This window comes from Kluyvera cryocrescens NBRC 102467 (genome assembly GCF_001571285.1).
Taxonomy (GTDB): Bacteria; Pseudomonadota; Gammaproteobacteria; order Enterobacterales; family Enterobacteriaceae; genus Kluyvera; species Kluyvera cryocrescens.
The window spans coordinates 16866-40181 of record NZ_BCTM01000026.1; the positions used below are offsets into that span (position 1 = coordinate 16866).

Below are 23316 nucleotides of genomic sequence, written 5' to 3' on the forward strand. Positions count from 1 at the left end.
CGCTAACGCTGGTGCAAGAACCCAAAAAATCGGCCTGCTGATGCAGGCCGATAGTATTTTAGGTTCGCTTATACAGCGGTAGCCAGAGCGTTAATCGCAAACCACCCAGCGGGCTGTCGTCGGCTTTGACCCAACCACGGTGCTGCTGGATCGCACTTTCGACAATCGCCAATCCCAGCCCCGTTCCACCCGACTCGCGATCGCGCGCCTCGTCGGTACGGTAAAACGGACGGAAGATTTGCTCTCTGTCGTCCGGGCTGACGCCAGGGCCATCATCGTCGACGTGGACGGTGATGCCGTCTTTATCGACCGAGAAGCTCACGGCAATTTTGGTGTGCGAATAGCGCAGCGCATTGCGGACGATGTTCTCCAGCGCGCTTTCCAGCGCATTCGGGTTACCGTACAGCGGCCATGGTCCTGGCGGATAATCAACGTTAAATGATTTACCCATCTGCTCCGCTTCAAATGCGGCGTTGTCCAGAACTTCACCCCACAGCTGGTTGGCTTTGAGCGTCTCGCTCAGCAGCGCATTCTTCTGCTGATTACGCGACATCACCAGCATATCGTTAATCATGCTATCGAGGCGCTGTGCTTCCGTTTCGATACGCTCAAGCTCTTTGCTCTCACCGTTGCGGCGGCGCAGCAGGGCGGTACCCAGCTGCAGGCGCGTTAGCGGCGTACGCAGTTCATGAGAGATATCAGAAAGCAGACGCTGCTGGGCAGTCATCATCTGTTCCAGCGCCATCACCATCTGGTTAAAGCTCGCGCCCGCCGCTAAAAACTCCTGCGGCCCCGACTCCAGTTCAGGATGCTGACGCAGGTTGCCCTGAGCCACTTCATCGGCGGCGTTTTTCAGCTTACGCGCCGGTTTCGCCAGGCTCCACGCCAGCCACAGCAGCAGCGGTGCGCTGACCAGCATGGTGACGATCAGCAGTAACAGCGGCCGGTCGAACAGCAGGTTGATGAAATCAGACTGTGAGCTGCTGGCCGGACGAATCAGGTATAGCTGGTAGTTATCTTCGCCGTCGCGGATAGAAAAAGGCCCAACCAGCTCTACGCGGCCGTACTTTTTCTTCTGCGGATGATCGGAATTGTCAGACTGGCCGATAAAGTTACGGATAATCTGCATTTCGTTGCGTTCAGCGCCGATCAACCGGCCTTCGCTGGTGACCAGCAGCAGACGCTGGCCCGGCGGCGCCCATTTATCAATTGCGCGGAACAGTCGACGCCACCACATCAGATCGTTCGGAGGGTCGTTAGCCAGCTCTTCTTCAACGTGCTGCTCGATCATTAAACCCTGGCGCTGCTCGCTATCCAGCAGCTCCGTCATCTGGCGTGAGTCTAGCTTTGGCAGCATCAAAACCAGCATCAACACCAGCGCTAGCGTAAGCCAGAAGATGGCGAAGATGCGTGCGGTTAAACTTCCAATCATGAAGCGGAGACCATCAGGTAGCCGCGGCCACGCAGGGTTTTAAACCATGGATGACCGTCCTTACGCTCAGGCAGCTTCCGGCGCAGGTTGGAAATGTGCATATCAATGGCGCGGTCGAACGGTGTTAAGCGTTTACCCAGCACTTCCTGGCTTAGATGTTCGCGCGACACGACCTGACCCAGGTGCTGTGCGAGCAGATAAAGCAGGGTAAATTCGGTACCGGTCAGCTCCAGCGTCTGGCCATCAAAGCTGGCTTCCTGGCGGCCTGGATTGAGGCTAAGCGCATCCACTTCAACGGTTGGAGAACTGGAATCGCTATTTTGCTGCTGTTCGCTCCAGTGTGAACGGCGCAAAATAGCGCGTATACGTGCGACCAGCTCGCGATCGTTGAATGGTTTAGGCAAGTAGTCATCTGCGCCCAGTTCGAGGCCCAGAACGCGATCCAGCTCGCTTCCGCGCGCGGTCAACATAATGACGGGTGTCTGGTGTGTCTGTCGTAATTCTTTCAGCGTGTCGATACCGTTCTTTTTCGGCATCATCACGTCGAGTAAAAGTAGGTCGATGCTGTCATCAATCAGCGCTAACGCCTGTTCGCCATCGTGAGCGACCAGAACATTAAAGCCTTCCATATCAAGCAGTTCCTTGAGTAACGAAGTTAACTCTCGGTCATCATCAACTAACAAAATTTTATTCATATTTTAATCCCTCCGAGGCAGAAATTACGTCATCAAGGCTTGCTAATCCATGACTTTACGTTGTTTTACACCCCCTGACGCATGTTTGCAGCCTGAATCGTAAACTGTCTCTCGTTGATTCGCGACACAAAAGTTTTTGGGAGCATGTGATGCGCAATGTTATCGCTGCCGTCATGGCCTCAACGCTGGCATTCAGTGCACTAAGCCAGGCCGATGAAGTCGTCACCAGCGTTAACTGGCACCCGGCGGAAGCTAACCCGCTCAGTAGTGGCCAGGGTCATATGTTCGACGGTATCAGTTTAACCGAACATCAGCGCCAGCAAATGCGCGATCTGATGCACAGGGCACGACACGATCGCCCCCCTGTTAATGTTAGCGAAATGGAGACAATGCATCGTCTTGTCACCGCAGAAAAATTTGATGAAGCCGCTGTGCGTACTCAAGCCGAGAAAATGGCTGAGGAGCAGGTGAACCGCCAGGTTGAAATGGCGAAGGTTCGCAATCAGATGTACCGCCTGCTTACGCCGGAACAGCAAGCGGCTTTAAACGAGAAGCACCAGCAGCGTATGGAGCAGCTGCGTGATGTTGTACGGATGCAGCAAGGTTCGAGTAAGACCCTGTTTAGTAGCAATACCCGTAGCAACCAGTAACAACCCTGTTTTTCCTTGCCATAGACACCATCCCTGTCTTCCCCCACATGATGTGGGGGTTTTTTTTGTCTTAAATTCGTCACCGCGCACCGCTCATACATTCCGCTATAATACGCAGATCTGAAGGCGGGAGCGTTTATGAATCAAACTTATGGCCGACTGGTCAGTCGCGCGGCGATAGCGGCAACGGTGATGGCGTCACTGTTGCTGGTGATTAAAATTTTTGCGTGGTGGTACACCGGTTCGGTCAGTATTTTAGCCGCGCTGGTTGACTCTCTGGTGGACATTGCAGCTTCGCTGACCAACCTGCTGGTGGTGCGCTATTCGCTACAACCGGCGGATGAAGAACACACGTTCGGCCATGGAAAAGCAGAATCGCTGGCGGCGCTGGCGCAAAGCATGTTTATTTCGGGCTCGGCGCTGTTTCTGTTTTTAACCGGTTTTCAGCATCTGGCGCGCCCTGTGCCGATGAGCCAACCGGGTATTGGCGTCATCGTGACGGTGATTGCGCTCATCAGTACCTTAATTCTGGTGACGTTTCAGCGCTGGGTGGTGAGAAGAACACAAAGTCAGGCTGTACGTGCAGATATGCTTCATTATCAGTCTGATGTTATGATGAACGGTGCGATTCTTATCGCACTCGGCCTCTCCTGGTACGGCTGGCATCGTGCTGATGCGCTGTTTGCATTAGGAATTGGCATCTATATTCTATATAGCGCGTTACGTATGGGATACGAAGCGGTTCAGTCGTTACTGGATCGCGCTCTTCCCGATGAAGAACGACAGGAAATTTTCGACATCGTAACCGCCTGGCCGGGCGTGAGCGGTGCTCACGATCTCCGAACGCGGCAGTCAGGGCCGACCCGCTTTATTCAGATCCATCTGGAAATGGAAGATGACCTGCCTCTGGTTCAGGCGCATTACGTTGCTGACCAGGTTGAGCAGGCGATTTTGCATCGTTTCCCCGGATCCGATGTGATTATTCATCAGGATCCCTGCTCTGTTGTCCCGCAGGGCAACCGAGGAATTTGAACTTTCGTAGTGGTTGTACAAAACGTGAGCTATATCGGCATTATTTGTATAAATAACCGCCGTTTAGCCTGACCTGAATCAATTCAGCAAGAAGCGCTTGATATACTATCTCTACATAGAGTCGTTCTCTCCCTCGTCATTGATGGGAGCGCTTCGGGCAGAAGAATTAATTTTTAGCATTCCTAAGTTCAGAGGTAGTCATGATTAAGAAAATCGGTGTGTTGACAAGTGGCGGTGATGCGCCGGGTATGAACGCCGCCATTCGCGGTGTTGTGCGCGCAGCGTTGACGGAAGGCATAGAAGTCATGGGTATTTATGACGGTTACCTTGGCCTGTACGAAGACCGTATGGTTCCACTCGACCGTTACAGCGTGTCCGACATGATTAACCGTGGCGGCACATTCCTGGGCTCCGCGCGCTTCCCGGAATTCCGTGACGAAAACATTCGTGCCGTGGCTATCGAAAACCTGAAAAAACGCGGGATTGACGCGCTGGTTGTTATCGGTGGTGACGGTTCCTACATGGGCGCTGTACGCCTGACCGAAATGGGCTTCCCATGCATCGGTCTGCCAGGCACCATTGATAACGACATCAAAGGTACTGACTACACCATCGGTTTCTTCACCGCACTGAGCACCGTGGTAGAAGCGATTGACCGTCTGCGTGACACCTCTTCTTCCCACCAGCGTATCTCCGTTGTTGAAGTGATGGGCCGTTACTGCGGTGACCTGACTCTGGCAGCAGCGATTGCGGGCGGCTGCGAGTTTATCGTGGTACCAGAAGTTGAATTCAAACGTGACGATCTGGTTGCGGAAATCAAAGCGGGCATCGCCAAAGGCAAGAAGCACGCGATTGTGGCTATTACCGAGCACATGTGTGACGTTGACGAGCTGGCGAAGTTTATTGAAACTGAGACTGGCCGTGAGACCCGTGCGACTGTTCTGGGCCACATCCAGCGCGGTGGTTCCCCGGTTCCTTACGACCGCATCCTGGCGTCCCGTATGGGCGCGTACGCAATTGAACTGCTGCAGCAGGGCTTCGGTGGCCGTTGCGTCGGTATTCAGAACGAAAAACTGGTTCACCATGACATCATTGACGCTATCGAAAACATGAAGCGTCCGTTCAAGGGTGACTGGCTGGAATGCGCTAAGCAGCTGTACTAATCCGCTGCTTGCCCGGAAACGGGCAACGAATGGACGAAAAAAAAGCCTTCTCAATGAGAAGGCTTTTTTGTGGGGCTTATTCGATATCCAGCGGGTCTTCCGACAGGATAATCCCGGTATTATCGGCGTAGAGATGGTCGCCGGAGAAGAAGGTCACGCCGCCGAAGTTGACGCGAACGTCGCTTTCGCCAATGCCTTCACCGGCAGAGCCTACCGGAATGGCGGCAATCGCCTGAATGCCGATATCCAGCTCTTCTAAATCATCGACCTGACGTACCGCACCGTAAACCACAATGCCTTCCCACTCATTCTGAGTCGCGAGGCGGGCGAGGTCGGCGTCGATCAGTGCGCGACGGACAGAACCGCCGCCGTCGACCAGCAGAATGCGGCCCCGGCCGTTCTGTTCGAGCAGATCGTACAGCAACCCGTTATCCTCGAAACATTTTACGGTGATGATTTGCCCACCGAACGACAACCGTCCGCCAAAGTTGGAGAACAGGGGTTCCACGACGTTGACATCTTCCTGGTAGATGTCGCAAAGCTCGGAAGTATCGTATTTCATAGGATTAACGCTCAGTTGCTGCGAGTGATTTTAGTATATCGCGCTCTACGCATTGTTGGCAAAATCATCAATTGTTAATTGATATTTGTCAGTTAAGCCAACGCCTTGCTCAGCACAATACCGATGACGAACAGCAAGTTAGTTAATAACGCGCCTTTTACCGTTCGTTCCAGCATCGGCGGCATCGCCTGCGGCGAGCGCTCGCGCATGACGTAGCGCGCCTGTTTCACCAGCAGCGGGGCGCTCAACACGAACAGCCAGCCCCACGGGCTGTGTAGCGAAATCAGGTTAAACAGCGCCAGACAAACCAACGTTCCCATCAACAGGCACACGTGATAACGACGGGCGTTAAGTGGCCCCAGGCGAACGGCCAACGTGTTTTTACCGTTCTCACGGTCGCTGTCGATATCGCGCAGATTGTTGATATTGAGCACCGCTGTGGCCAGCAGGCCGCAGGCGGTTGCGGGCAGGATAATCGCGCTGCTCAGACTGTGTGCCTGTAAATACCAGCTGCCAATGACGCTTAGCCAGCCGAAGAAAATCAGTACCGAAACGTCGCCGAGGCCAATATAGCCGTAAGGACGCGTACCGACGGTGTAGGTAATGGCGGCAACGATCGCCAGCAGTCCCAGCACCAGGAAGCCGATAAAATCACCCAGCGTCTGGTAGGCGGTAAACAGCAGTGCCAGGCCAAAGAGACAAATGAGCGCGACGGTTACGATCAGCGCGCGTTTCATCTGTTCTTGGGTAATCACCCCTTTTTGCATCCCGCGCAGCGGCCCAATACGGTCCGGTTTGTCGCTACCTTTCACCGCATCACCGTAGTCATTGGCGAGGTTGGAGAGGATTTGCAGCAGGCTGGCGGTAATCAACGACAGCACGGCGACGATGGGATCAAAATGTCCCTGCCACCAGGCGAGTGCGGTGCCCACGATAATCGCGGCACAGGCCAAGGGTAATGTTTTCGGGCGCAGACTTTCCAGCCAGGCCTGAGTGCGGCTTACAGGTGTATTTGTCATTAGTTATCAGCCAATAAAAATGGGGCTTTTCAGCCCCATCAATTAAAGATGAAAATGCAGTGAACGCGATTATAGGATAAAACGGCTCAGATCTTCATCTGCGACTAATGCATCCAGATGTTTGCTCACGTATTCCGCATCAATTGTGATGCTTTGGCCGTTCAGATCGCTGGCGTCATAGGAGATATCTTCCATCAGGCGCTCCAGAACGGTATGCAGACGACGCGCACCGATGTTTTCGGTGGTTTCGTTAACCTGCCATGCGGCCTCGGCGATACGTTTGATACCGGATTCTGTGAATTCGATATTCACGCCTTCGGTCGCCATCAGCGCTTTGTACTGTACGGTCACAGATGCATTTGGCTCAGTCAGAATGCGCTCGAAATCGCTGGTGGTCAGCGCCTGCAGCTCAACGCGAATCGGCAGACGACCCTGCAGTTCTGGGATCAGATCGGACGGTTTCGCCACCTGGAATGCACCAGACGCGATAAACAGAATGTGGTCAGTTTTCACCATACCGTGTTTGGTCGAAACGGTGCAGCCTTCAACCAGCGGCAGCAGGTCACGCTGTACGCCTTCACGAGAGACATCTGGGCCGGAGGATTCGCCGCGCTTACAGATTTTATCGATCTCATCGATGAACACGATACCGTGCTGTTCAACCGCTTCGATAGCGTCTTGCTTAAGTTCTTCTGGGTTAACCAGCTTCGCCGCTTCTTCTTCCACCAGTAGCTTCATGGCATCTTTGATTTTCAGCTTACGTGGTTTCTGCTTCTGGCCGCCCAGGTTCTGGAACATGGACTGCAGCTGGCTGGTCATCTCTTCCATGCCCGGAGGAGACATGATTTCTACGCCCATTGGCGCGGCAGCGAGATCGATTTCAATCTCTTTGTCATCCAACTGGCCTTCGCGCAGTTTTTTACGGAACGCCTGGCGTGCTGCAGAAGGTTCAGACTGCTGTTCAGCCTGGCCCCAGTTATTTTTAGCCGGCGGGATCAGTACGTCGAGAATACGCTCTTCGGCCATTTCTTCGGCACGGTAGCGGTTTTTCTCGATGGACTGCACGCGCACCATTTTGATCGCCGAGTCGGTCAGATCGCGAATGATGGAATCGACTTCTTTCCCCACATAGCCCACTTCGGTGAACTTGGTGGCTTCAACCTTGATGAACGGTGCGTTGGCCAGTTTGGCCAGACGACGGGCGATTTCGGTTTTACCGACGCCGGTTGGACCGATCATCAGAATATTTTTTGGCGTCACTTCGTGGCGCAGCTCTTCGTCGAGCTGCATACGGCGCCAGCGGTTACGTAAGGCGATAGCCACGGAACGCTTAGCCGCGTCCTGACCGATGATGTGTTTGTTCAGCTCGCTGACAATTTCGCGTGGGGTCATTTCAGACATGGGAGATCCTTACGCCTTAGACGGTAATTCTTCGATAGTGTGGAAATGGTTGGTATAAATGCAGATATCGCCTGCAATATTCAACGCTTTTTCAGCAATTTCACGCGCGCTCAGCTCGGTGTTTTCCAGCAGAGCACGGGCTGCAGCCTGGGCATACGGGCCGCCGGAACCGATAGCAATCAGGTCATTTTCCGGCTGCACAACGTCACCGTTACCGGTGATGATGAGCGAGGCGGTTTCATCCGCGACCGCCAGCAGCGCTTCCAGCTTGCGAAGCATACGGTCGGTACGCCAGTCTTTCGCCAGCTCAACCGCGGCCTTCACCAGATGCCCCTGGTGCATTTCCAGTTTACGTTCAAACAGTTCGAACAGCGTGAAGGCGTCCGCAGTACCGCCCGCAAAGCCGGCGATCACTTTGTCGTTATACAGACGACGAACTTTTTTCACGTTGCCCTTCATGACGGTATTGCCCAGCGTGGCCTGGCCATCACCGGCAATTACAACGTGGCCGTTACGGCGAACACTTACTATTGTTGTCACGAGCAGACCCCTTTGTTGCAAATACGAATAGAGAGGCCCCGTACCGCGTACGGGGCAGAATGTAATTATAGATGGGGGGGATTTTGGGGGTTTCAACCCCCAGAGGCGAGCCTAATGCAGTTTGCGTGACCGGCCATCTTCAAACGTGCGATGGTGCTGTCGGCGTTGTCCTTGCCTTTGACTGGGCCGATAACCACGCGATTCCAGCCGTTATTGGTGGTGATTTTGGAATCAAACCCTTCAAAGGCCAGCTGTGCACGGACGGTTTCTGCCTGCTCGGCGCCTTTAAAGGAACCACACTGTACCATCCAGCGACGCTCATCTTTTTTCTCCGTCGCTTTTGGTGGCGTCGTTTCACGCACCACCGGCGCGGCGGCCTGCGTTTTTGGCTGTGTGGCCGTGGTATGCGCAGGCGTTTGCAGCAGATCCTGATAGGCAGAGTTTGCCGCCGTGGAGCGAGGTGGTTGCTGAGTCTGCGTTTGACGCGGCTGCTGGACCGGCTGAGCGGCACGCGTTTGCGGCTGCTGCACCGGTTGCGTTTGCGTCCACTGCTGCTGTTGCTGAACCTGCTGTTGAGCCAGACGCTGGCGCTGTAGCGTCTGCTGACGCTGCGCTGGGGTCTGCTCATTCCACGGCACTTCAGTCAGCTGCGTTGGCTGCTGGCGCATATCCGCCTGCATTTGAGCCAGCAGCTGGCGCTGTTCATCGGTGAGCTGATTAGGATTGATCACTTCCCCGCCGGCAGACGGTTCAGTTGGCGCACGGACACCCGGCTGGCGGCTTTCCAGCTCTTTGATGTAACGCCAGCGTTCTTCCGGTTTGGGTGGCAGACCATTCCCCGCAATCTGGCGGTTCTGCAGCGACTCGGACTCTTCTTTTTTGTGATGCGTGATGAAGTACAAACCGCCGATAAACGCGACCACTACCGCAGCCGCAATCGCCACCATGGCAGGAGAGACCGCCGGAAAGTTATTCTGCTTTTTCCGTGTATTCCGTGAAGCGCCGTTCTTTCGCCGCGAAGGTGCCTGCTGGCTGCGGCGTACATAGTCTCGTTGTGCCACTATCGTTTCGCTGTCTTTTTCCGTTAGTTAGCCCGACATGTTACTTAAGCGGCGGGGCTTTGACCAGACACGCAAGTCCTAAAGCGCCCGGCTTTGCATCAAATTTTACTTGTGCTGCCGCGGATTATCAGTTCGCAATCCAGTAGACGCGAACCGCTATCAACAACCTGGCCACTGAGCTGGTTCAGCAGCAGCAGCATGGCTTCCCGGCCAATATCAAAGCGTGGCTGAGAAACGGTCGTCAGCGGTGGGTCACAAAACTCCGCCAGTGAAATGTTATCGAATCCGATAATGGACAGATCGTCCGGGATTTTTAGCCCCCTGCGTTTGGCGTAGGAGAGCGCGCCGAGCGCCATAATATCGCTGTGGCAGAAGACGGCAGTTGGCGGCTGCGGTAAGGCAAGCAGCTGCTCTAGTGCGGTAGATCCGGCTTCAAAGGTGAAGTTACCGCGCGCAATGTAGTGAGGGTCAACGGTAATACCGCAGCGGCGCAGCGCCTGCACGTATCCCTGCAGACGATAATGGCACAGCGGCATCTCTTCTGGCCCGGCAATACAGCCGATGCGCTGATGCCCCAACTCGTGCAGATAGTTGACGGCGTCGAATGAAGCAGTGAGGTTGTCGATATGTACCGTCGGGAGACCCAGCTCGGGGGCAAATTCGTTCGCCATCACCATTGGCGGCAGATTGCGCTGTTCTTCGATGCTGGCATCGAACGGCAGACGAGAGCCCAGCAACAGCATGCCGTCAATCTGCTTGGTGATGATTAAATCAATGAAGGTTTTTTCCTGCTGATTCTGATGCGCACAGTCGCCAATCAGTACCAGATAGCCCTGGGCTGCCGCGGTGACTTCGATCCCACGGATCACTTCGCTAAAGAAGGGATCGCAGATATCCGGCACGATGACCAGAATAGTGCGCGATTCATTGCGCTTCATGTTACGTCCCTGCAGCTGCGGGAGATACCCCACCTCCAGCGCCGCCTGCTCAACGCGATTACGCGTCGCTTGCGAGACTTTTTCGGGATTCATTAATGCACGAGATACGGTTGCCGTAGAGACATTCGCTTGTAGGGCAACATCTTTCATGGTTGCGGCAACAACCGGTTTTTTAGCCTTCACCTGATTCTCTCCTCACTCACTGGCGCAGGCACGTCCTGTGTGACCTGACATCTGACACACTTTTATCAGATAGTTAGGGGGATCTGTTACAGAATTTTCATCAAAAGTGTGATGATTGTTTTATTTCACGATCCCGCTCTCAACTCTGCGTTAACCTTCGATAGGGTCGACGTCGAGAACCCACTTCACCTTACGGGCTTCCGGGAGCGTATTGATGAGCGCCAGCGTGCCGGTGACGATGTGCTGTAGGCGCACCCGTGAAGGGTGCTGTAACAGGATCTGCCAGCGGTAACGGCCACCGCGCTTTGGTGCCAGTGCTGGTACCGGGCCAAGCACCCACAGCTTATCGTCTGCGAGGGGACTGGCCTGAATCAGATTGCGTAGCTGCTGTAAGAACAGCGGTGCCTGTTGGCTGTTGTGGTCTTCGGCACGAATCAGTACGTGGCTGGTGTACGGCGGCAACTGCATGGTCTGACGTTCCGCCAGCGCTTGCTCGGCAAAGGCGTCATAACCTTTGTACAACAACGTTTGCAGCAGCGGATGGTCCGGATGGTGGGTTTGCAAGACCACTTCGCCCTGTTTACCCGCACGGCCGGCGCGGCCGGAGACCTGGGTATACAGCTGAGCAAAGCGTTCTGCCGAACGGAAATCGGCAGAGAAGAGCGCGCCGTCGACGTCCAACAGCGCAACCAGCGTGACGTCGGGGAAGTGGTGCCCTTTTGCCAGCATTTGGGTGCCAATCAGAATGCGCGCGCCGCCGCGATGCACTTCCGCCAGATGCTGCTCTAATGCCCCTTTCCGACTGGTGGTGTCGCGGTCAATACGCGACAGCGGTACGCCGGGGAACATCGGTGCCAGCGCCTGTTCAAGCTGTTCTGTCCCCAGGCCAACCGGCACCATGTGCGTTGAGCCGCAGGACGGGCACTGGCGTGGAATAGGGCGCTGGCTGTCGCAGTGATGGCAGCGTAGATGATGCTGTGCCTGGTGCAGCGTGTAGTAGCTGTCGCAGCGCGGGCATTCCGCAATCCAGCCGCAGTCGTGGCACAGCAGCGTCGGAGCGAATCCACGGCGATTCAGAAAGAGAATGACCTGATTATCAGCCTGCAGATGCTGACGCATACGGTTAATCAGCGCCGGGGAAAGCCCGGCCTGTAAATGCTGGCCTTTCAGATCGAGTACGTGCTGAGTCGCCGGACGCGCATTGCCCGCGCGGCGCGTTAAGCGCAGCATGCGGTATTTATGTTGACGTGCGTTAAGCAGTGTCTCAAGCGCAGGGGTGGCGGAGCCCAAAATAATAGGGATTTGCTCGCTGTGAGCGCGCCATACGGCGAGATCGCGCGCATGATAGCGCCAGCCTTCCTGCTGCTTATACGAGCTGTCGTGCTCTTCATCGATGACGATGACGCCGAGATTTTTAAACGGCGTGAACAGTGAGGACCGAGTGCCGATAACAATCGCTGCTTCATCATTTTTGGCTTTTAGCCAGGCGGCAAGGCGTTCGCTGTCATTCAGTCCGGAGTGCAGCACTTCGACCGGGGCGTTAAAACGCTCGCGAAAGCGAGCGATGGTTTGCGGCGTCAGGCCGATTTCCGGCACCATCACTAGCGCCTGCTTGCCCTGGGCCAGCACGTTCTCCAGCACGCTTAGATAGACTTCGGTTTTTCCCGAGCCGGTGACCCCTTCCAGCAGCCAGGCCGAGAATTCATCAGAGGCGCTGTGGATAGCGCCCACCGCAGTCGCCTGTTCGGTATTCAGCCGCAGCCGTTCGCCCGGTACGGAATAGGTGGTCCGCCAGTCGACGGCTTCCGGTGCAAGACTGCCAAGCTCACAGTACCCTTTGGTACGCAAAGACTGCATGGCGCTTTCGTTGAACGCCAGTTCCGCAACCTGATGACGCCAGATTTTCCCCTGGCGCAGCGCCGCCAGCGCTTGTTGCTGCTTTGGCGAGCGCTTCAGAGTGTTGATATCGACGGCCAGCCCCTGTTCGGTGGCAAACCAGAACCACTGGGGCGTGGCGCTGGCGGGCTTTCCTTGACGCAGTAAAATCGGCAGCGCGTGAAACAGCACATCGCCAATGGGATGGTGATAATAGTCCGCCGCCCACAGTAGCAGGCGCCAGACGGCGGAGGAAAACACCGGTTCATCGTCCAGAACCTCGATAACGGCTTTGAGCTCATCGCGCGGCAGTTCGCTTTTTTCGCTGACCGCCACCACGATACCCACGCGCTCTTGTTGTTTGCCAAACGGCACGCGCACGCGGCAGCCCGCTTTGGCACTGAAATTATCAGGCAGCAGGTAGTCGAATGTGCGGGGCAGTGGAACAGGCAGGGCAACGTGAGCAACGGGCATGTTTTCTTCCTGACTTGAAATCTGGCGAGACAGTATACACATTGTAGGAGTGCGGATCAGTTTGCATCTACTGGTCAAATTCTGTATGATTCGCCGCCTTTGATGCATTTTGGCATCAGGAAATATACTATTAACATCGCGTGGTGTCTGGCGTTAGGGCTGGAAGAGCGACGCGGCCTTAACCGAGGTTTTCCCCATGAAAAAAGATATTCACCCGAAATACGAAGAAATTACTGCATCTTGCTCTTGCGGTAACATCATGAAAATCCGCTCTACCGTAGGTCACGACCTGAACCTGGACGTGTGCGGTAAATGCCACCCGTTCTACACTGGCAAGCAGCGTGATGTTGCTACCGGTGGCCGTGTTGACCGCTTCAACAAGCGCTTCAACATCCCAGGCAGCAAGTAAGTTGCCAAGCGAAAAAAGCGCCTCAGGGCGCTTTTTTTGTCTCTGCGTTTTGCCTCATCAGCTATTTTTTGTGATAGGCGTCACAAAATTATTGCGCAGCACCGTCGATAAGCTTATTATTTGCCCATCAAATGACCTCAAAATAACTATGGGTAAAGGTGTGACTATGCTGACCGCAATCAAAAACGTTTTTGTTTCCTACCTGATCTCTATGTCTGAGCTGCATCCGGAAGTCACGCGCTTCTAAGACGCAAATAATTCCAGAAAACCGCTTACCTAAGCGGTTTTTTTATATCGATTTTCCGCATATCCACGGGCTATACACGCGTACGGTGTCCCGGTGTTTGTCGCCGTTGATAATATGCAGCGCGCTGAGACGGCCAATTTCGTAGTGGGGAAGCTGCACCGTTGAGAGCGGTGGCAGAAATAGATCGCCAATGCCCACCATATTGTCGTAGCCAAGCACCGCCACATCTTCAGGGATACGTAACCCTTGCGCCAGCAGCGTCTGATAAACCATAAATGCGATGCGGTCGTTGCCGCAGATTATTGAGTCAAACAGCGGTTTGCCCTGAATAATTTGTTCCAGAACACGGGCGGGAATATCGCGATAGTGTTCATCACCGTGTTCCATATAGACATGCGTCAGCGCGTTCGGGTTAATGTCTGCTTCCCGACAGGCGCGTTCCAGCCCGCGACGGCGGCGAAGGGTTGCCAAATGATTTTGCGGCAGATGCAGACACAGCGGGCGCTTGTATCCAGCAGCTAATAGGCCGGTGACCGCCGCGTACTGTCCTTGCTCGTCGTCGGGAATATAGCTCGCAACCGGATGGTGCAGGCTTTCACAGTTTGCCAGTACGCACGGTAGTGTCATCAGTTTGTCGGGAACCGGCACCTGGCGAAGCCCCATGGTGGTGTAAATAATCCCGCCGGGACGGTGCGATAGCAGCAGATCGACAATTGCTTCTGGTTTATCGTCAGAAAACATATTCACCACGAAGCTATTCCAGCCGTGGGCCCGCGCTGTTTCCTCAATAGAAAGCGTAATCTCGACGGAAAACGGCGTGGTCACCGTATCTAATGCCAGCACGCCGATGGTTTTTGCCGTGTCATGTGCGCCACGAATTTTCTTCGCCGACAGATCGGGGACGTAGTTGGTTTGGGCAATGGCAGACTGGACGCGCGCCAGCGTTTCCGGCTTGAGTTGTTCCGGGCTGTTCAGGGCGCGGGAAACCGTCATGAGTGAGACGTTCGCCAGCTTTGCCACATCTTTCAAGGATGCCATTTTTTACTCCACCGTTGCCGCTAAACAACTAACTCACTGATGTTAAAGGATTGCGCGCTATTCTAGCGCACTCTATGCCGTTGGCATGGTATCAAATAGTTGATCATGATCTTACTTTTATTATGTTAACGTTAACTTTTGTGATTAACATCAGATATCGCAGCAAAATCGTATGAGTTATGTTTTTTGTTAACGTTACCATTGTGGCGTTAATCCACGATGAGATTGCCATGATGAAAGAACATCAACCCCGCAGTTACCTGATACTCAGTGCTTTGCTGTTTTTCTTTTTTGTCACCTGGTCCTCTTCCGGCTCACTGCTGTCTATCTGGCTCCATCAGGAGGTCGGGCTGAAGCCCGGCGATACCGGGATTATTTATGCCGTACTGTCGGTGTCAGCGTTGTTTGCCCAAATTTGTTACGGCTTCATTCAGGACCGGCTTGGTCTGCGTAAAAATCTGCTCTGGTACATCACCGTTTTGCTGATTCTCTCGGGGCCTGCGTTTCTGCTCTTTGGCTATCTGCTCAAACAAAATATCCTGCTCGGCAGTATCTTTGGTGGCATTTACATCGGGTTGACCTTCAATGGTGGGATCGGCGTACTGGAGTCGTACACCGAGCGCGTTGCGCGACAGACCCACTTTGAGTTTGGTAAAGCGCGGATGTGGGGCTCGCTGGGGTGGGCGGTCGCCACCTTTTTTGCCGGCCTGCTTTTCAACATCAACCCCAAGCTTAACTTCGCGGTCGCGACCTGCTCAGGGCTGGTTTTCTTCTTGTTGATGGTGCGCCTGCGCGTGACAAGCGATGAACAAAGTCGGGTCGCCGAAGAGTCTGGCGGCAAAGTGAAGCTGGAAGACGCACTGCGACTGCTGGTGCTGCCGCGCTTTTGGGCACTGGTATTTTTCGTGGTCGGTACCTGTATTTATAGCGTTTACGATCAGCAATTCCCCGTCTATTTCTCCTCTCAGTTCCCAACGTTGCAGGAAGGCAACGCCATGTACGGTTACCTCAACTCATTCCAGGTATTCCTGGAAGCGGCGGGAATGTTCTGTGCGCCGTGGCTGGTTAATCGGATTGGCGCTAAAAATGGGCTGATTTTCGCCGGCATGGTGATGGCGCTGCGCATGGTGGCGTCCGGGCTGGTGGAAGGGCCAGTGCTTATCTCGATAACCAAACTGCTGCACGGCGTTGAGTTGCCGGTGCTGCTGGTTTCCATTTTCAAATACAACAGCGCCCATTTTGATAAGCGGCTCTCATCCACGCTGTATCTGGTGGGGTTTGCCTGCACCAGTTCGGTGATTGCCACCGTACTGTCGCCGCTCGCAGGCTATAGCTATGAAAAATATGGCTTTGCTGAATCCTATCTGTTCATGGGGGCGCTGGTGTTCTGCACCACCTTTATCTCCATTTTCCTTTTACGCGCCAGTAAGCCCGCTTCTGCCACGCTGCTGCCGCAGTCTTCTGCTGTCTGAAAAAGAGTAACGACAATGACCTTCTCAATTGCCAAAGCTGAACAGGAACTACAGACCCGGCGCGCGGCGCTGAATCCGCGCTGGTATCCGCGCTATCACCTCGCACCCCGGGCGGGATGGATGAATGATCCCAACGGGTTGGTATGGTTTGACGGCTGGTACCACGCGTTTTATCAACATCATCCCTATTCAACAAAATGGGGGCCGATGCACTGGGGGCATGCCCGAAGTCAGGATCTGGTGCACTGGGAGCATTTGCCAGTTGCGCTGGCACCCGAAGGGCCGGAAGACAAAGACGGTTGCTTCTCCGGTTCGGCGGTCGTGGATGGTGATACGCTCGCGCTGATCTACACCGGGCATAAATTTCATGGCGATCCAGGCAGCGATGACAATCTCTATCAGGTGCAGTGTCTGGCGACCAGCCGGGACGGTATTCACTTTGAACGCCAGGGGCAGATCATTGACACCCCAGCAGGCTTGCACCATTTCCGCGATCCGAAGGTCTGGCGCGAAGGGAATGATTGGTACCTGGTTGTCGGCTCACGGGTTGGCGATACCGGTCAGGTTCGTCTGTATCGTTCCCGCGATCTCCGGGAGTGGCAGGACGAAGGGATCCTCGCCGAAGCGCAAGAGGGGATGGGCTTTATGTGGGAATGCCCGGACTTCTTCATGCTCGACGGTAAGCGGGTGCTGATGTTCTCGCCGCAGGGAATGGCGGCAGAAGGCTATCGCAACCGTAATCTTTTCCAGAGCGGCTATTTGATTGGCGATTGGCAGCCTGGACAGCCGTTTGTGCCTGAAGGTGAATTTATCGAAATGGATCACGGCCATGATTTCTATGCGCCGCAAAGCTTCCTGACGCCGGATGGCCGACGGATTGTGATGGGGTGGCTGGATATGTGGGAATCGCCGATGCCGGAGCAACGCGATGGCTGGGCGGGAATGCTCTCTTTACCGCGTGAAATTCGCCTGGGTGCCGACAACCGTTTAAGAATGACGCCCGCGGAAGAAGTGGCAACGCTGCGCGGCAGTTACTATCCGTTACTGGCGCAGCATTTAAAGAACCAATCTTCGCCAATTGTCGGTGATGCTGAGGCGATTGAGCTGGATTTGGTGTGGGATATGAATAGCGCAACTGCCGAAAGCTATGGCATCGCGCTGGGGGAGGGCCTACGAATCTATGTTGATGCGCAGGCTCAGCGGTTGGTTCTGGAGCGCTGCTACCCTCAGCTACTGCTGGAGGGGAGCCGCAGCGTGCCGCTGCCTGCCGCCGATCGTCTTGCATTGCGGATTTTTATCGACCGCTCCTCCGTTGAGGTCTTTGTTAATGAGGGGGAGTCCTGCCTTAGCAGCCGCATCTATCCACAAGAGGCGCAGCGTCAGCTCTTGATGTTTGCCAACAATGGCGATGCAACGCTGAGTTCAGGTGGTTACTGGCCTTTGGATAAATAACGAGGAACAACAGCGATGAATATCTGGGCATTAGGTGATGCGGTGGCCGATCTGCTGCCTGTATCCGGGAATCAGTATGAAGTGTGCCCCGGCGGCGCGCCGCTGAACGTAGCCGTAGGGGCAGCGCGTTTGGGGTGTCAAAGCGGTTTCATTGGTCGAGTGGGGGACGATCCCTTTGGCCAACTGTTACAGCAGACGTTAGCCGCCTATGGCGTCAATACCCAAACCATGGAGCGGGATAGTCAGCATCGCACCAGCACCGTTGTGGTTTCGCTGGGCCTGGACGGTGAGCGGAACTTTACCTTTCTGGTGAGCCCATCGGCCGATCAGTTTCTGTCGCAACAGGCACTGCCGGCTTTTGGGGCCGACATTTTGCACTGCTGCTCGCTGGCGCTGGTGGCGCCCGTGTGCCGGGAGACGCTGGCGGAGGCGATTGTGCGTGTTAAACGGCAGCAGGGGCTGCTGAGCTTTGATGTTAATTTGCGGGCACAGATGTGGCCAGAGCCGCAGATCATGCTGTCGACGGTACACCAGTTTGCTCTGCAGGCCGATATTCTTAAGCTCTCGGAGGAGGAGTGGTACTGGCTTACCGGGACGCAGGATTTCGGTCAGGCGATGACGGCGATTGCCGCGTATCCCGCCCGGCTGAAAGTGATCACCTACGGCGCGCAAGGTGCGATGGTGCTTTGGCAAGGGCAGGTGGTGCATTTTTATGGCTATGTGGTGGAAAGCGTCGATACGACTGGGGCCGGCGATGCCTTTATGGCGGGGCTGCTGTCGGGAGTTGCACAAGATGGGCTGCCAGAGGATTTCGCTCAACTGCATCATCTGATGGCACAGGCGAGCGCCTGCGGAGCGATGGCGACAACGCAGAAAGGTGCGCTGACGGCGGTACAGGATAACGAAACGGTGGCGCAGTTCATCGGTGAACGGTCGCTACCGGAGTATGAGATAAAATAATCTCATCCTGAAAACGAAAAAGCCGGGAAACGCAGGCGCTTCCCGGCTTTTATGGGATTAATACTCCCACGTCTCCGGGTCAATCCCCAGCTCACGCATAATCAGTTTCGCCGCTTCTGGAATTTCATCGCTGCGCTCTTTACGCAGGTCTTCATCGTTAGGCAATGGTTGACCGGTAAATGCATGCAGGAACGCTTCACACAGCAGTTCGCTGTTGGTGGCGTGACGCAGGTTGTTAACCTGACGACGCGTGCGTTCATCGGTGAGGATCTTCAACACCTTCAGAGGAATGGAAACCGTAATTTTTTTTACTTGCTCACTCTTCTTACCGTGCTCAGCGTATGGGCTGATATATTCGCCGCTCCATTCAGCCATGAGATACCTTTAATCCTCTAGTCATTAGTTAACAGGCCGGTTCACGACCATGATCGCGCGCAGTTTACCGTACAGGCCCCGTTCTGGCACGAGTTAAGCCTTCGCAGATGTGCGCTAATGCATATAATTTTAACGGCTATTTGCCGATAGCTCAATCTATACGCAAAGAAGTTTAGAAGTCTAGATGTATTGACGGCTATGTAAACTATGTTTACTCTGGGGTCTGACTTTTCACAGACCTTGCCAGGAACGAATCCTCATGACCCGTAAACAGGCCACCATAGCAGTGCGTAGCGGTTTAAATGACGACGAGCAGTACGGTTGTGTTGTCCCGCCTATTCATCTTTCCAGCACCTACAACTTTACCGGTTTTAATGAGCCGCGTGCGCATGACTACTCTCGTCGCGGTAACCCGACGCGTGATGTGGTTCAGCGGGCGCTGGCCGAGCTGGAAGGTGGCGCAGGCGCCGTGATGACCAATACGGGGATGTCGGCGATTCATCTGGTGACCACCGTGTTCCTCAAGCCGGGCGATCTGCTGGTGGCGCCGCACGATTGTTACGGCGGCAGCTATCGTCTGTTTGATAGCCTGGCAAAACGTGGCTGCTATCGCGTATTGTTTGTCGATCAGGGCAATGAAGACGCGCTGAAAGCCGCGCTGGCGGAAAAGCCGAAGCTGGTACTGGTGGAAAGCCCAAGCAACCCGCTGCTGCGCGTGGTGGATATTGCCAAAATCTGCAAGCTGGCGCGTGAAGCCGGTGCCGTGAGCGTGGTGGATAACACCTTCCTGAGCCCGGCGTTGCAGAATCCATTGGCGTTAGGTGCGGACCTGGTGCTGCACTCCTGCACCAAATACCTGAACGGACACTCCGATGTGGTGGCCGGCGTGGTGATTGCAAAAGATCCTGATACCGTCACAGAACTGGCATGGTGGGCGAATAATATCGGCGTCACCGGTAGCGCCTTTGACAGCTACCTGCTGCTGCGAGGTCTGCGCACGCTTTCTCCACGTATGGAAGTGGCTCAGCGTAACGCCTATGCCATTGTCGACTTCCTGAAAACACAGCCGCTGGTGAAAAAGCTGTATCATCCATCCCTGCCGGAAAACCAGGGACATGAAATTGCCGCGCGTCAGCAAAAAGGCTTTGGTGCGATGCTGAGCTTTGAGCTCGGCGGCGATGAGCAAACGCTGCGTCGTTTCCTGAGCGGACTGTCGCTGTTCACGCTGGCGGAATCGCTGGGTGGCGTGGAGAGTCTTATCTCTCACGCGGCGACCATGACCCATGCCGGTATGGCGCCAGAAGCGCGCGCCGCCGCAGGGATTTCTGAGACGCTATTGCGTATCTCAACCGGTATTGAAGATAGTGAAGACTTAATTGCCGATCTGGAAAATGGATTCCGGATTGCAGCCGAGGGGTAAACATGAGTGTGATTGCGCAGGCAGGGGCGAAAGAACGCCAGCTGCATAAATTTGGTGGGAGTAGTCTGGCGGATGTGAAGTGTTACCTGCGCGTTGCCGGTATTATGGCCGAGTACTCGCAGCCCGGCGATATGATGGTGGTTTCCGCCGCCGGTAGCACCACCAACCAGCTGATTAACTGGCTGAAGCTCAGCCAGACCGATCGCCTCTCTGCGCATCAGGTTCAGCAGACGCTGCGCCGCTATCAGTCGGACCTGATTAGCGGCCTGCTGCCCGCTGACATTGCCGACGGCATGATTGCTGATTTTATCCACGACCTCGAGCGCCTGGCGGGCCTTCTGGATGCTGGCGTCAATGATGCCGTGTATGCGGAAGTGGTCGGCCACGGTGAACTGTGGTCGGCCCGTCTGATGGCGGAAGTGCTCAAGCTACAGGGGCTCGACGCCGCATGGCTCGACGCGCGCGCCTTTTTACGCGCCGAACGCAGCGCGCAGCCGCAGGTCGATGAGGGGTTATCCTATCCGCTGCTGCAACAGCTGATGGCCCAGCATCCGGGCAAACGCCTGGTGGTGACCGGTTTTATCAGCCGCAACAACGCCGGTGAAACCGTGCTGCTGGGGCGTAACGGTTCGGACTACTCGGCTACGCAAATTGGTGCGCTGGCGGGCGTCTCCCGGGTTACCATCTGGAGCGACGTCGCCGGTGTTTACAGCGCCGACCCGCGTAAAGTCAAAGATGCCTGTCTGCTGCCGCTGCTGCGTCTGGACGAAGCCAGCGAGCTGGCGCGTCTGGCGGCACCGGTACTGCATACCCGCACGCTACAGCCGGTTTCCGGCAGCGATATCGACCTGCAATTACGCTGTAGCTACACCCCCGATCAGGGCTCAACGCGCATTGAACGCGTGCTGGCTTCCGGCACCGGCGCCCGTATTGTCACCAGTCACGACGACGTTTGCCTGATTGAGTTTCGCGTTCCAGGCAGCCAGGATTTTAAACTTGCGCATAAAGAAATTGATCAGTTGCTTAAGCGCGCGCAGATCCGTCCGCTAGCGGTGGGAATTCATGCCGACCACCGCCTGCTGCAGTTCTGCTATACCTCAGAAGTGGCCGACAGTGCGCTGCGAATTCTCGATGAAGCCGGTCTGCCGGGTGAACTGCGTCTGCGCCAGGGGCTGGCGCTGGTGGCGATGGTGGGGGCGGGCGTGACGCGTAACCCGCTGCACTGCCACCGTTTCTGGCAGCAGCTAAAAGGCCAGCCGGTTGAGTTTACCTGGCAGTCGGAAGAGGGGATCAGCCTCGTTGCCGTTCTGCGTGCGGGCCCGACAGAGAGTCTGATTCAGGGGCTGCATCAGTCGCTGTTCCGCGCGGAAAAACGCATTGGTCTGGTGCTGTTTGGTAAAGGCAACATTGGTTCCCGCTGGCTGGAGCTATTTGCTCGCGAGCAGGGTACGCTCTCGGCGCGTACCGGTTTTGAATTTGTGCTGGCGGGCGTGGTGGATAGCCGCCGCAGCCTGCTGAGCTACGAAGGGCTAGATGCCAGCCGCGCGCTGGCCTTCTTCGACGATGAGGCGGTTGAACAGGATGAAGAATCATTATTCCTGTGGATGCGCGCCCACCCGTATGATGATTTAGTGGTGCTGGATATTACCGCCAGCGAGCAATTGGCCGATCAATATCTGGATTTCGCCAGCCACGGTTTCCACGTGATCAGCGCCAACAAGCTGGCCGGTGCCAGCAGCAGCGATAAATACCGCCAAATTCACGATGCCTTTGAGAAGACTGGGCGCCATTGGCTATATAACGCGACCGTCGGTGCGGGTCTGCCGGTTAACCATACCGTGCGCGATCTGATCGACAGCGGCGATAGCATTCTGGCCATTAGCGGGATTTTCTCCGGGACGCTCTCCTGGCTGTTCCTGCAGTTTGATGGCACCGTGCCGTTTACCGATTTGGTCGATCAGGCGTGGCAGCAGGGGTTAACCGAACCGGATCCGCGCGTTGACCTGTCCGGGAAAGACGTGATGCGTAAGCTGGTGATCCTGGCGCGCGAAGCGGGCTATGACATCGAACCGGATCAGGTACGCGTTGAGTCGTTAGTCCCTGCACACTGCGAAGGGGGGTCCATTGACCATTTCTTTGAAAACGGTGATGAGCTCAATGAGCAGATGATTCAGCGTCTGGAAGCGGCTCAGGAAATGGGGCTGGTGCTGCGCTACGTGGCGCGTTTTGACGCCAACGGCAAAGCGCGCGTTGGCGTGGAAGCGGTGCGTCAGGAGCATCCGCTGGCGGCACTGCTGCCGTGCGATAACGTGTTTGCCATCGAAAGCCGCTGGTATCGCGATAACCCGTTGGTGATCCGCGGGCCGGGCGCCGGACGCGACGTGACCGCCGGGGCTATTCAGTCGGATATCAACCGTCTGGCGCAACTGCTGTAAGCTCCCTCTTCTTATCCGGCCCGCGTATTATTCGCAGGCCGGATAAGCCGTTTCTACTGCTTTGCGAACACCTCTTTCGCCGCAAACAGGCCATTCAATGCGGCCGGGAATCCGGCGTACACCGCCATCTGCATGATCACTTCGATAATCTCCTCCTCGGTCAACCCAACGTGCAGCGCGGCGGCAATATGCACCTTGAGCTGCGGTGTGGCGTTACCCAGCGCGGTAAGCGCGGCGACGGTGGCGATTTCCCGGCTGCGTAAGTCCAGGCCAGGACGCGCATAGATATCGCCAAAAGGGAACTCCAGCAGATAGCGCGCAAAGTCTGGGGCAATATCTTTTAAGCTTTCGACGACCGCATCGCCGCCTTTGCCATCAACCTGTTGCAGCATTTTCTGGCCGGTAATAAAGCGTTCTGAAGGCATGGTTCGTTCCTCGTGATAGGGGGGATGGCGTGAGGATAGGGCGCGCAGATAGATTTGG

The 23316-nt window shown here is 55.4% G+C and carries 21 protein-coding genes; 9 read left to right on the forward strand and 12 right to left on the reverse strand.

The window, feature by feature from the left end; all coding sequences use genetic code 11:
* Positions 1-58: 58 nt before the first annotated feature.
* Both cpxA and cpxR read right to left on the reverse strand, forming a co-directional pair.
* Positions 59-1432, reverse strand: a complete 1374-nt coding sequence (gene cpxA / locus KCR01S_RS17655) for an envelope stress sensor histidine kinase CpxA (RefSeq protein ID WP_061284406.1) — start codon at positions 1430-1432, stop codon at positions 59-61.
* Positions 1429-2127, reverse strand: a complete 699-nt coding sequence (cpxR, locus tag KCR01S_RS17660; RefSeq protein ID WP_061284407.1) for an envelope stress response regulator transcription factor CpxR — start codon at positions 2125-2127, stop codon at positions 1429-1431. The genes cpxA and cpxR overlap by 4 nt, the downstream gene beginning before the upstream one ends.
* A 149-nt stretch (positions 2128-2276) precedes the next feature.
* Here cpxR and cpxP point away from each other — a divergent pair, with 149 nt between their 5' ends.
* From cpxP to pfkA, 3 genes are all read left to right on the forward strand, one after another.
* Positions 2277-2777: a cell-envelope stress modulator CpxP gene (gene cpxP, locus KCR01S_RS17665; RefSeq protein ID WP_061284408.1), complete on the forward strand. Its 501-nt coding sequence runs from the start codon at positions 2277-2279 to the stop codon at positions 2775-2777.
* A 138-nt stretch (positions 2778-2915) separates the two neighbouring features.
* Positions 2916-3809, forward strand: coding sequence for a CDF family cation-efflux transporter FieF (gene fieF / locus KCR01S_RS17670; protein ID WP_061284409.1), 894 nt, complete (start codon positions 2916-2918; stop codon positions 3807-3809).
* A 200-nt stretch (positions 3810-4009) separates the two neighbouring features.
* On the forward strand, positions 4010-4972 hold the full coding sequence (pfkA, locus tag KCR01S_RS17675) for a 6-phosphofructokinase (protein WP_061284410.1): 963 nt from the start codon (positions 4010-4012) through the stop codon (positions 4970-4972).
* Between the two features lie 76 nt (positions 4973-5048).
* On the opposite strand, the gene rraA is transcribed toward pfkA, so the two are convergent.
* The 7 genes from rraA to priA form a co-directional block, all read right to left on the reverse strand.
* Positions 5049-5534: a ribonuclease E activity regulator RraA gene (rraA, locus tag KCR01S_RS17680; protein WP_052284217.1), complete on the reverse strand. Its 486-nt coding sequence runs from the start codon at positions 5532-5534 to the stop codon at positions 5049-5051.
* A gap of 92 nt (positions 5535-5626) precedes the next feature.
* Entirely contained in the window at positions 5627-6553 is a 927-nt protein-coding gene (gene menA, locus KCR01S_RS17685; RefSeq protein ID WP_061284411.1) for a 1,4-dihydroxy-2-naphthoate polyprenyltransferase, read from the reverse strand.
* A gap of 69 nt (positions 6554-6622) precedes the next feature.
* Positions 6623-7954 (reverse strand): HslU--HslV peptidase ATPase subunit, encoded by a 1332-nt coding sequence (gene hslU / locus KCR01S_RS17690; RefSeq protein WP_061284412.1) that lies wholly within the window; start codon positions 7952-7954, stop codon positions 6623-6625.
* 9 nt (positions 7955-7963) lie between these two features.
* Complete coding sequence (hslV, locus tag KCR01S_RS17695) at positions 7964-8494, reverse strand: ATP-dependent protease subunit HslV (protein ID WP_052284220.1); 531 nt, start codon at positions 8492-8494, stop codon at positions 7964-7966.
* A gap of 92 nt (positions 8495-8586) precedes the next feature.
* The gene (ftsN, locus tag KCR01S_RS17700; RefSeq protein WP_061284413.1) at positions 8587-9555 is read right to left on the reverse strand and encodes a cell division protein FtsN; all 969 of its coding nucleotides are present in this window, start codon (positions 9553-9555) and stop codon (positions 8587-8589) included.
* Between the two features lie 98 nt (positions 9556-9653).
* Entirely contained in the window at positions 9654-10676 is a 1023-nt protein-coding gene (cytR, locus tag KCR01S_RS17705) for a DNA-binding transcriptional regulator CytR (protein WP_061284414.1), read from the reverse strand.
* A gap of 150 nt (positions 10677-10826) precedes the next feature.
* Positions 10827-13025: a primosomal protein N' gene (gene priA / locus KCR01S_RS17710; protein WP_061284415.1), complete on the reverse strand. Its 2199-nt coding sequence runs from the start codon at positions 13023-13025 to the stop codon at positions 10827-10829.
* A 196-nt stretch (positions 13026-13221) separates the two neighbouring features.
* On the opposite strand from priA, the gene rpmE reads away from it, so the two are divergent.
* Positions 13222-13434, forward strand: coding sequence for a 50S ribosomal protein L31 (gene rpmE, locus KCR01S_RS17715; protein WP_061284416.1), 213 nt, complete (start codon positions 13222-13224; stop codon positions 13432-13434).
* Positions 13435-13723: 289 nt separating this feature from the next.
* Here rpmE and KCR01S_RS17720 read toward each other — a convergent pair whose 3' ends face one another.
* Complete coding sequence (locus KCR01S_RS17720; RefSeq protein WP_061284417.1) at positions 13724-14719, reverse strand: LacI family DNA-binding transcriptional regulator; 996 nt, start codon at positions 14717-14719, stop codon at positions 13724-13726.
* 230 nt (positions 14720-14949) lie between these two features.
* Here KCR01S_RS17720 and KCR01S_RS17725 point away from each other — a divergent pair, with 230 nt between their 5' ends.
* The 3 genes from KCR01S_RS17725 to KCR01S_RS17735 are packed head-to-tail and all read left to right on the forward strand — an operon-like array spanning position 14950 to position 18603.
* Entirely contained in the window at positions 14950-16191 is a 1242-nt protein-coding gene (locus KCR01S_RS17725) for an MFS transporter (protein ID WP_061284445.1), read from the forward strand.
* Between the two features lie 15 nt (positions 16192-16206).
* Positions 16207-17643 carry a glycoside hydrolase family 32 protein gene (locus KCR01S_RS17730; RefSeq protein WP_061284418.1) on the forward strand — a complete coding sequence of 479 codons (1437 nt, stop codon included), beginning with the start codon at positions 16207-16209 and terminating at the stop codon, positions 17641-17643.
* A 15-nt stretch (positions 17644-17658) separates the two neighbouring features.
* Positions 17659-18603: an aminoimidazole riboside kinase gene (locus tag KCR01S_RS17735; RefSeq protein ID WP_061284419.1), complete on the forward strand. Its 945-nt coding sequence runs from the start codon at positions 17659-17661 to the stop codon at positions 18601-18603.
* Positions 18604-18660: 57 nt separating this feature from the next.
* On the opposite strand, the gene metJ is transcribed toward KCR01S_RS17735, so the two are convergent.
* Positions 18661-18978, reverse strand: coding sequence for a met regulon transcriptional regulator MetJ (gene metJ, locus KCR01S_RS17740; RefSeq protein WP_052284227.1), 318 nt, complete (start codon positions 18976-18978; stop codon positions 18661-18663).
* Positions 18979-19237: 259 nt separating this feature from the next.
* On the opposite strand from metJ, the gene metB reads away from it, so the two are divergent.
* Together metB and KCR01S_RS17750 are read left to right on the forward strand one after the other, a co-directional pair.
* On the forward strand, positions 19238-20398 hold the full coding sequence (gene metB / locus KCR01S_RS17745; protein ID WP_061284420.1) for a cystathionine gamma-synthase: 1161 nt from the start codon (positions 19238-19240) through the stop codon (positions 20396-20398).
* Positions 20399-20400: 2 nt separating this feature from the next.
* Positions 20401-22833 (forward strand): bifunctional aspartate kinase/homoserine dehydrogenase II, encoded by a 2433-nt coding sequence (locus KCR01S_RS17750; RefSeq protein ID WP_061284421.1) that lies wholly within the window; start codon positions 20401-20403, stop codon positions 22831-22833.
* Positions 22834-22886: 53 nt separating this feature from the next.
* On the opposite strand, the gene KCR01S_RS17755 is transcribed toward KCR01S_RS17750, so the two are convergent.
* Positions 22887-23258 carry a carboxymuconolactone decarboxylase family protein gene (locus KCR01S_RS17755; protein ID WP_061284422.1) on the reverse strand — a complete coding sequence of 124 codons (372 nt, stop codon included), beginning with the start codon at positions 23256-23258 and terminating at the stop codon, positions 22887-22889.
* Between the last annotated feature and the right edge of the window lie 58 nt (positions 23259-23316).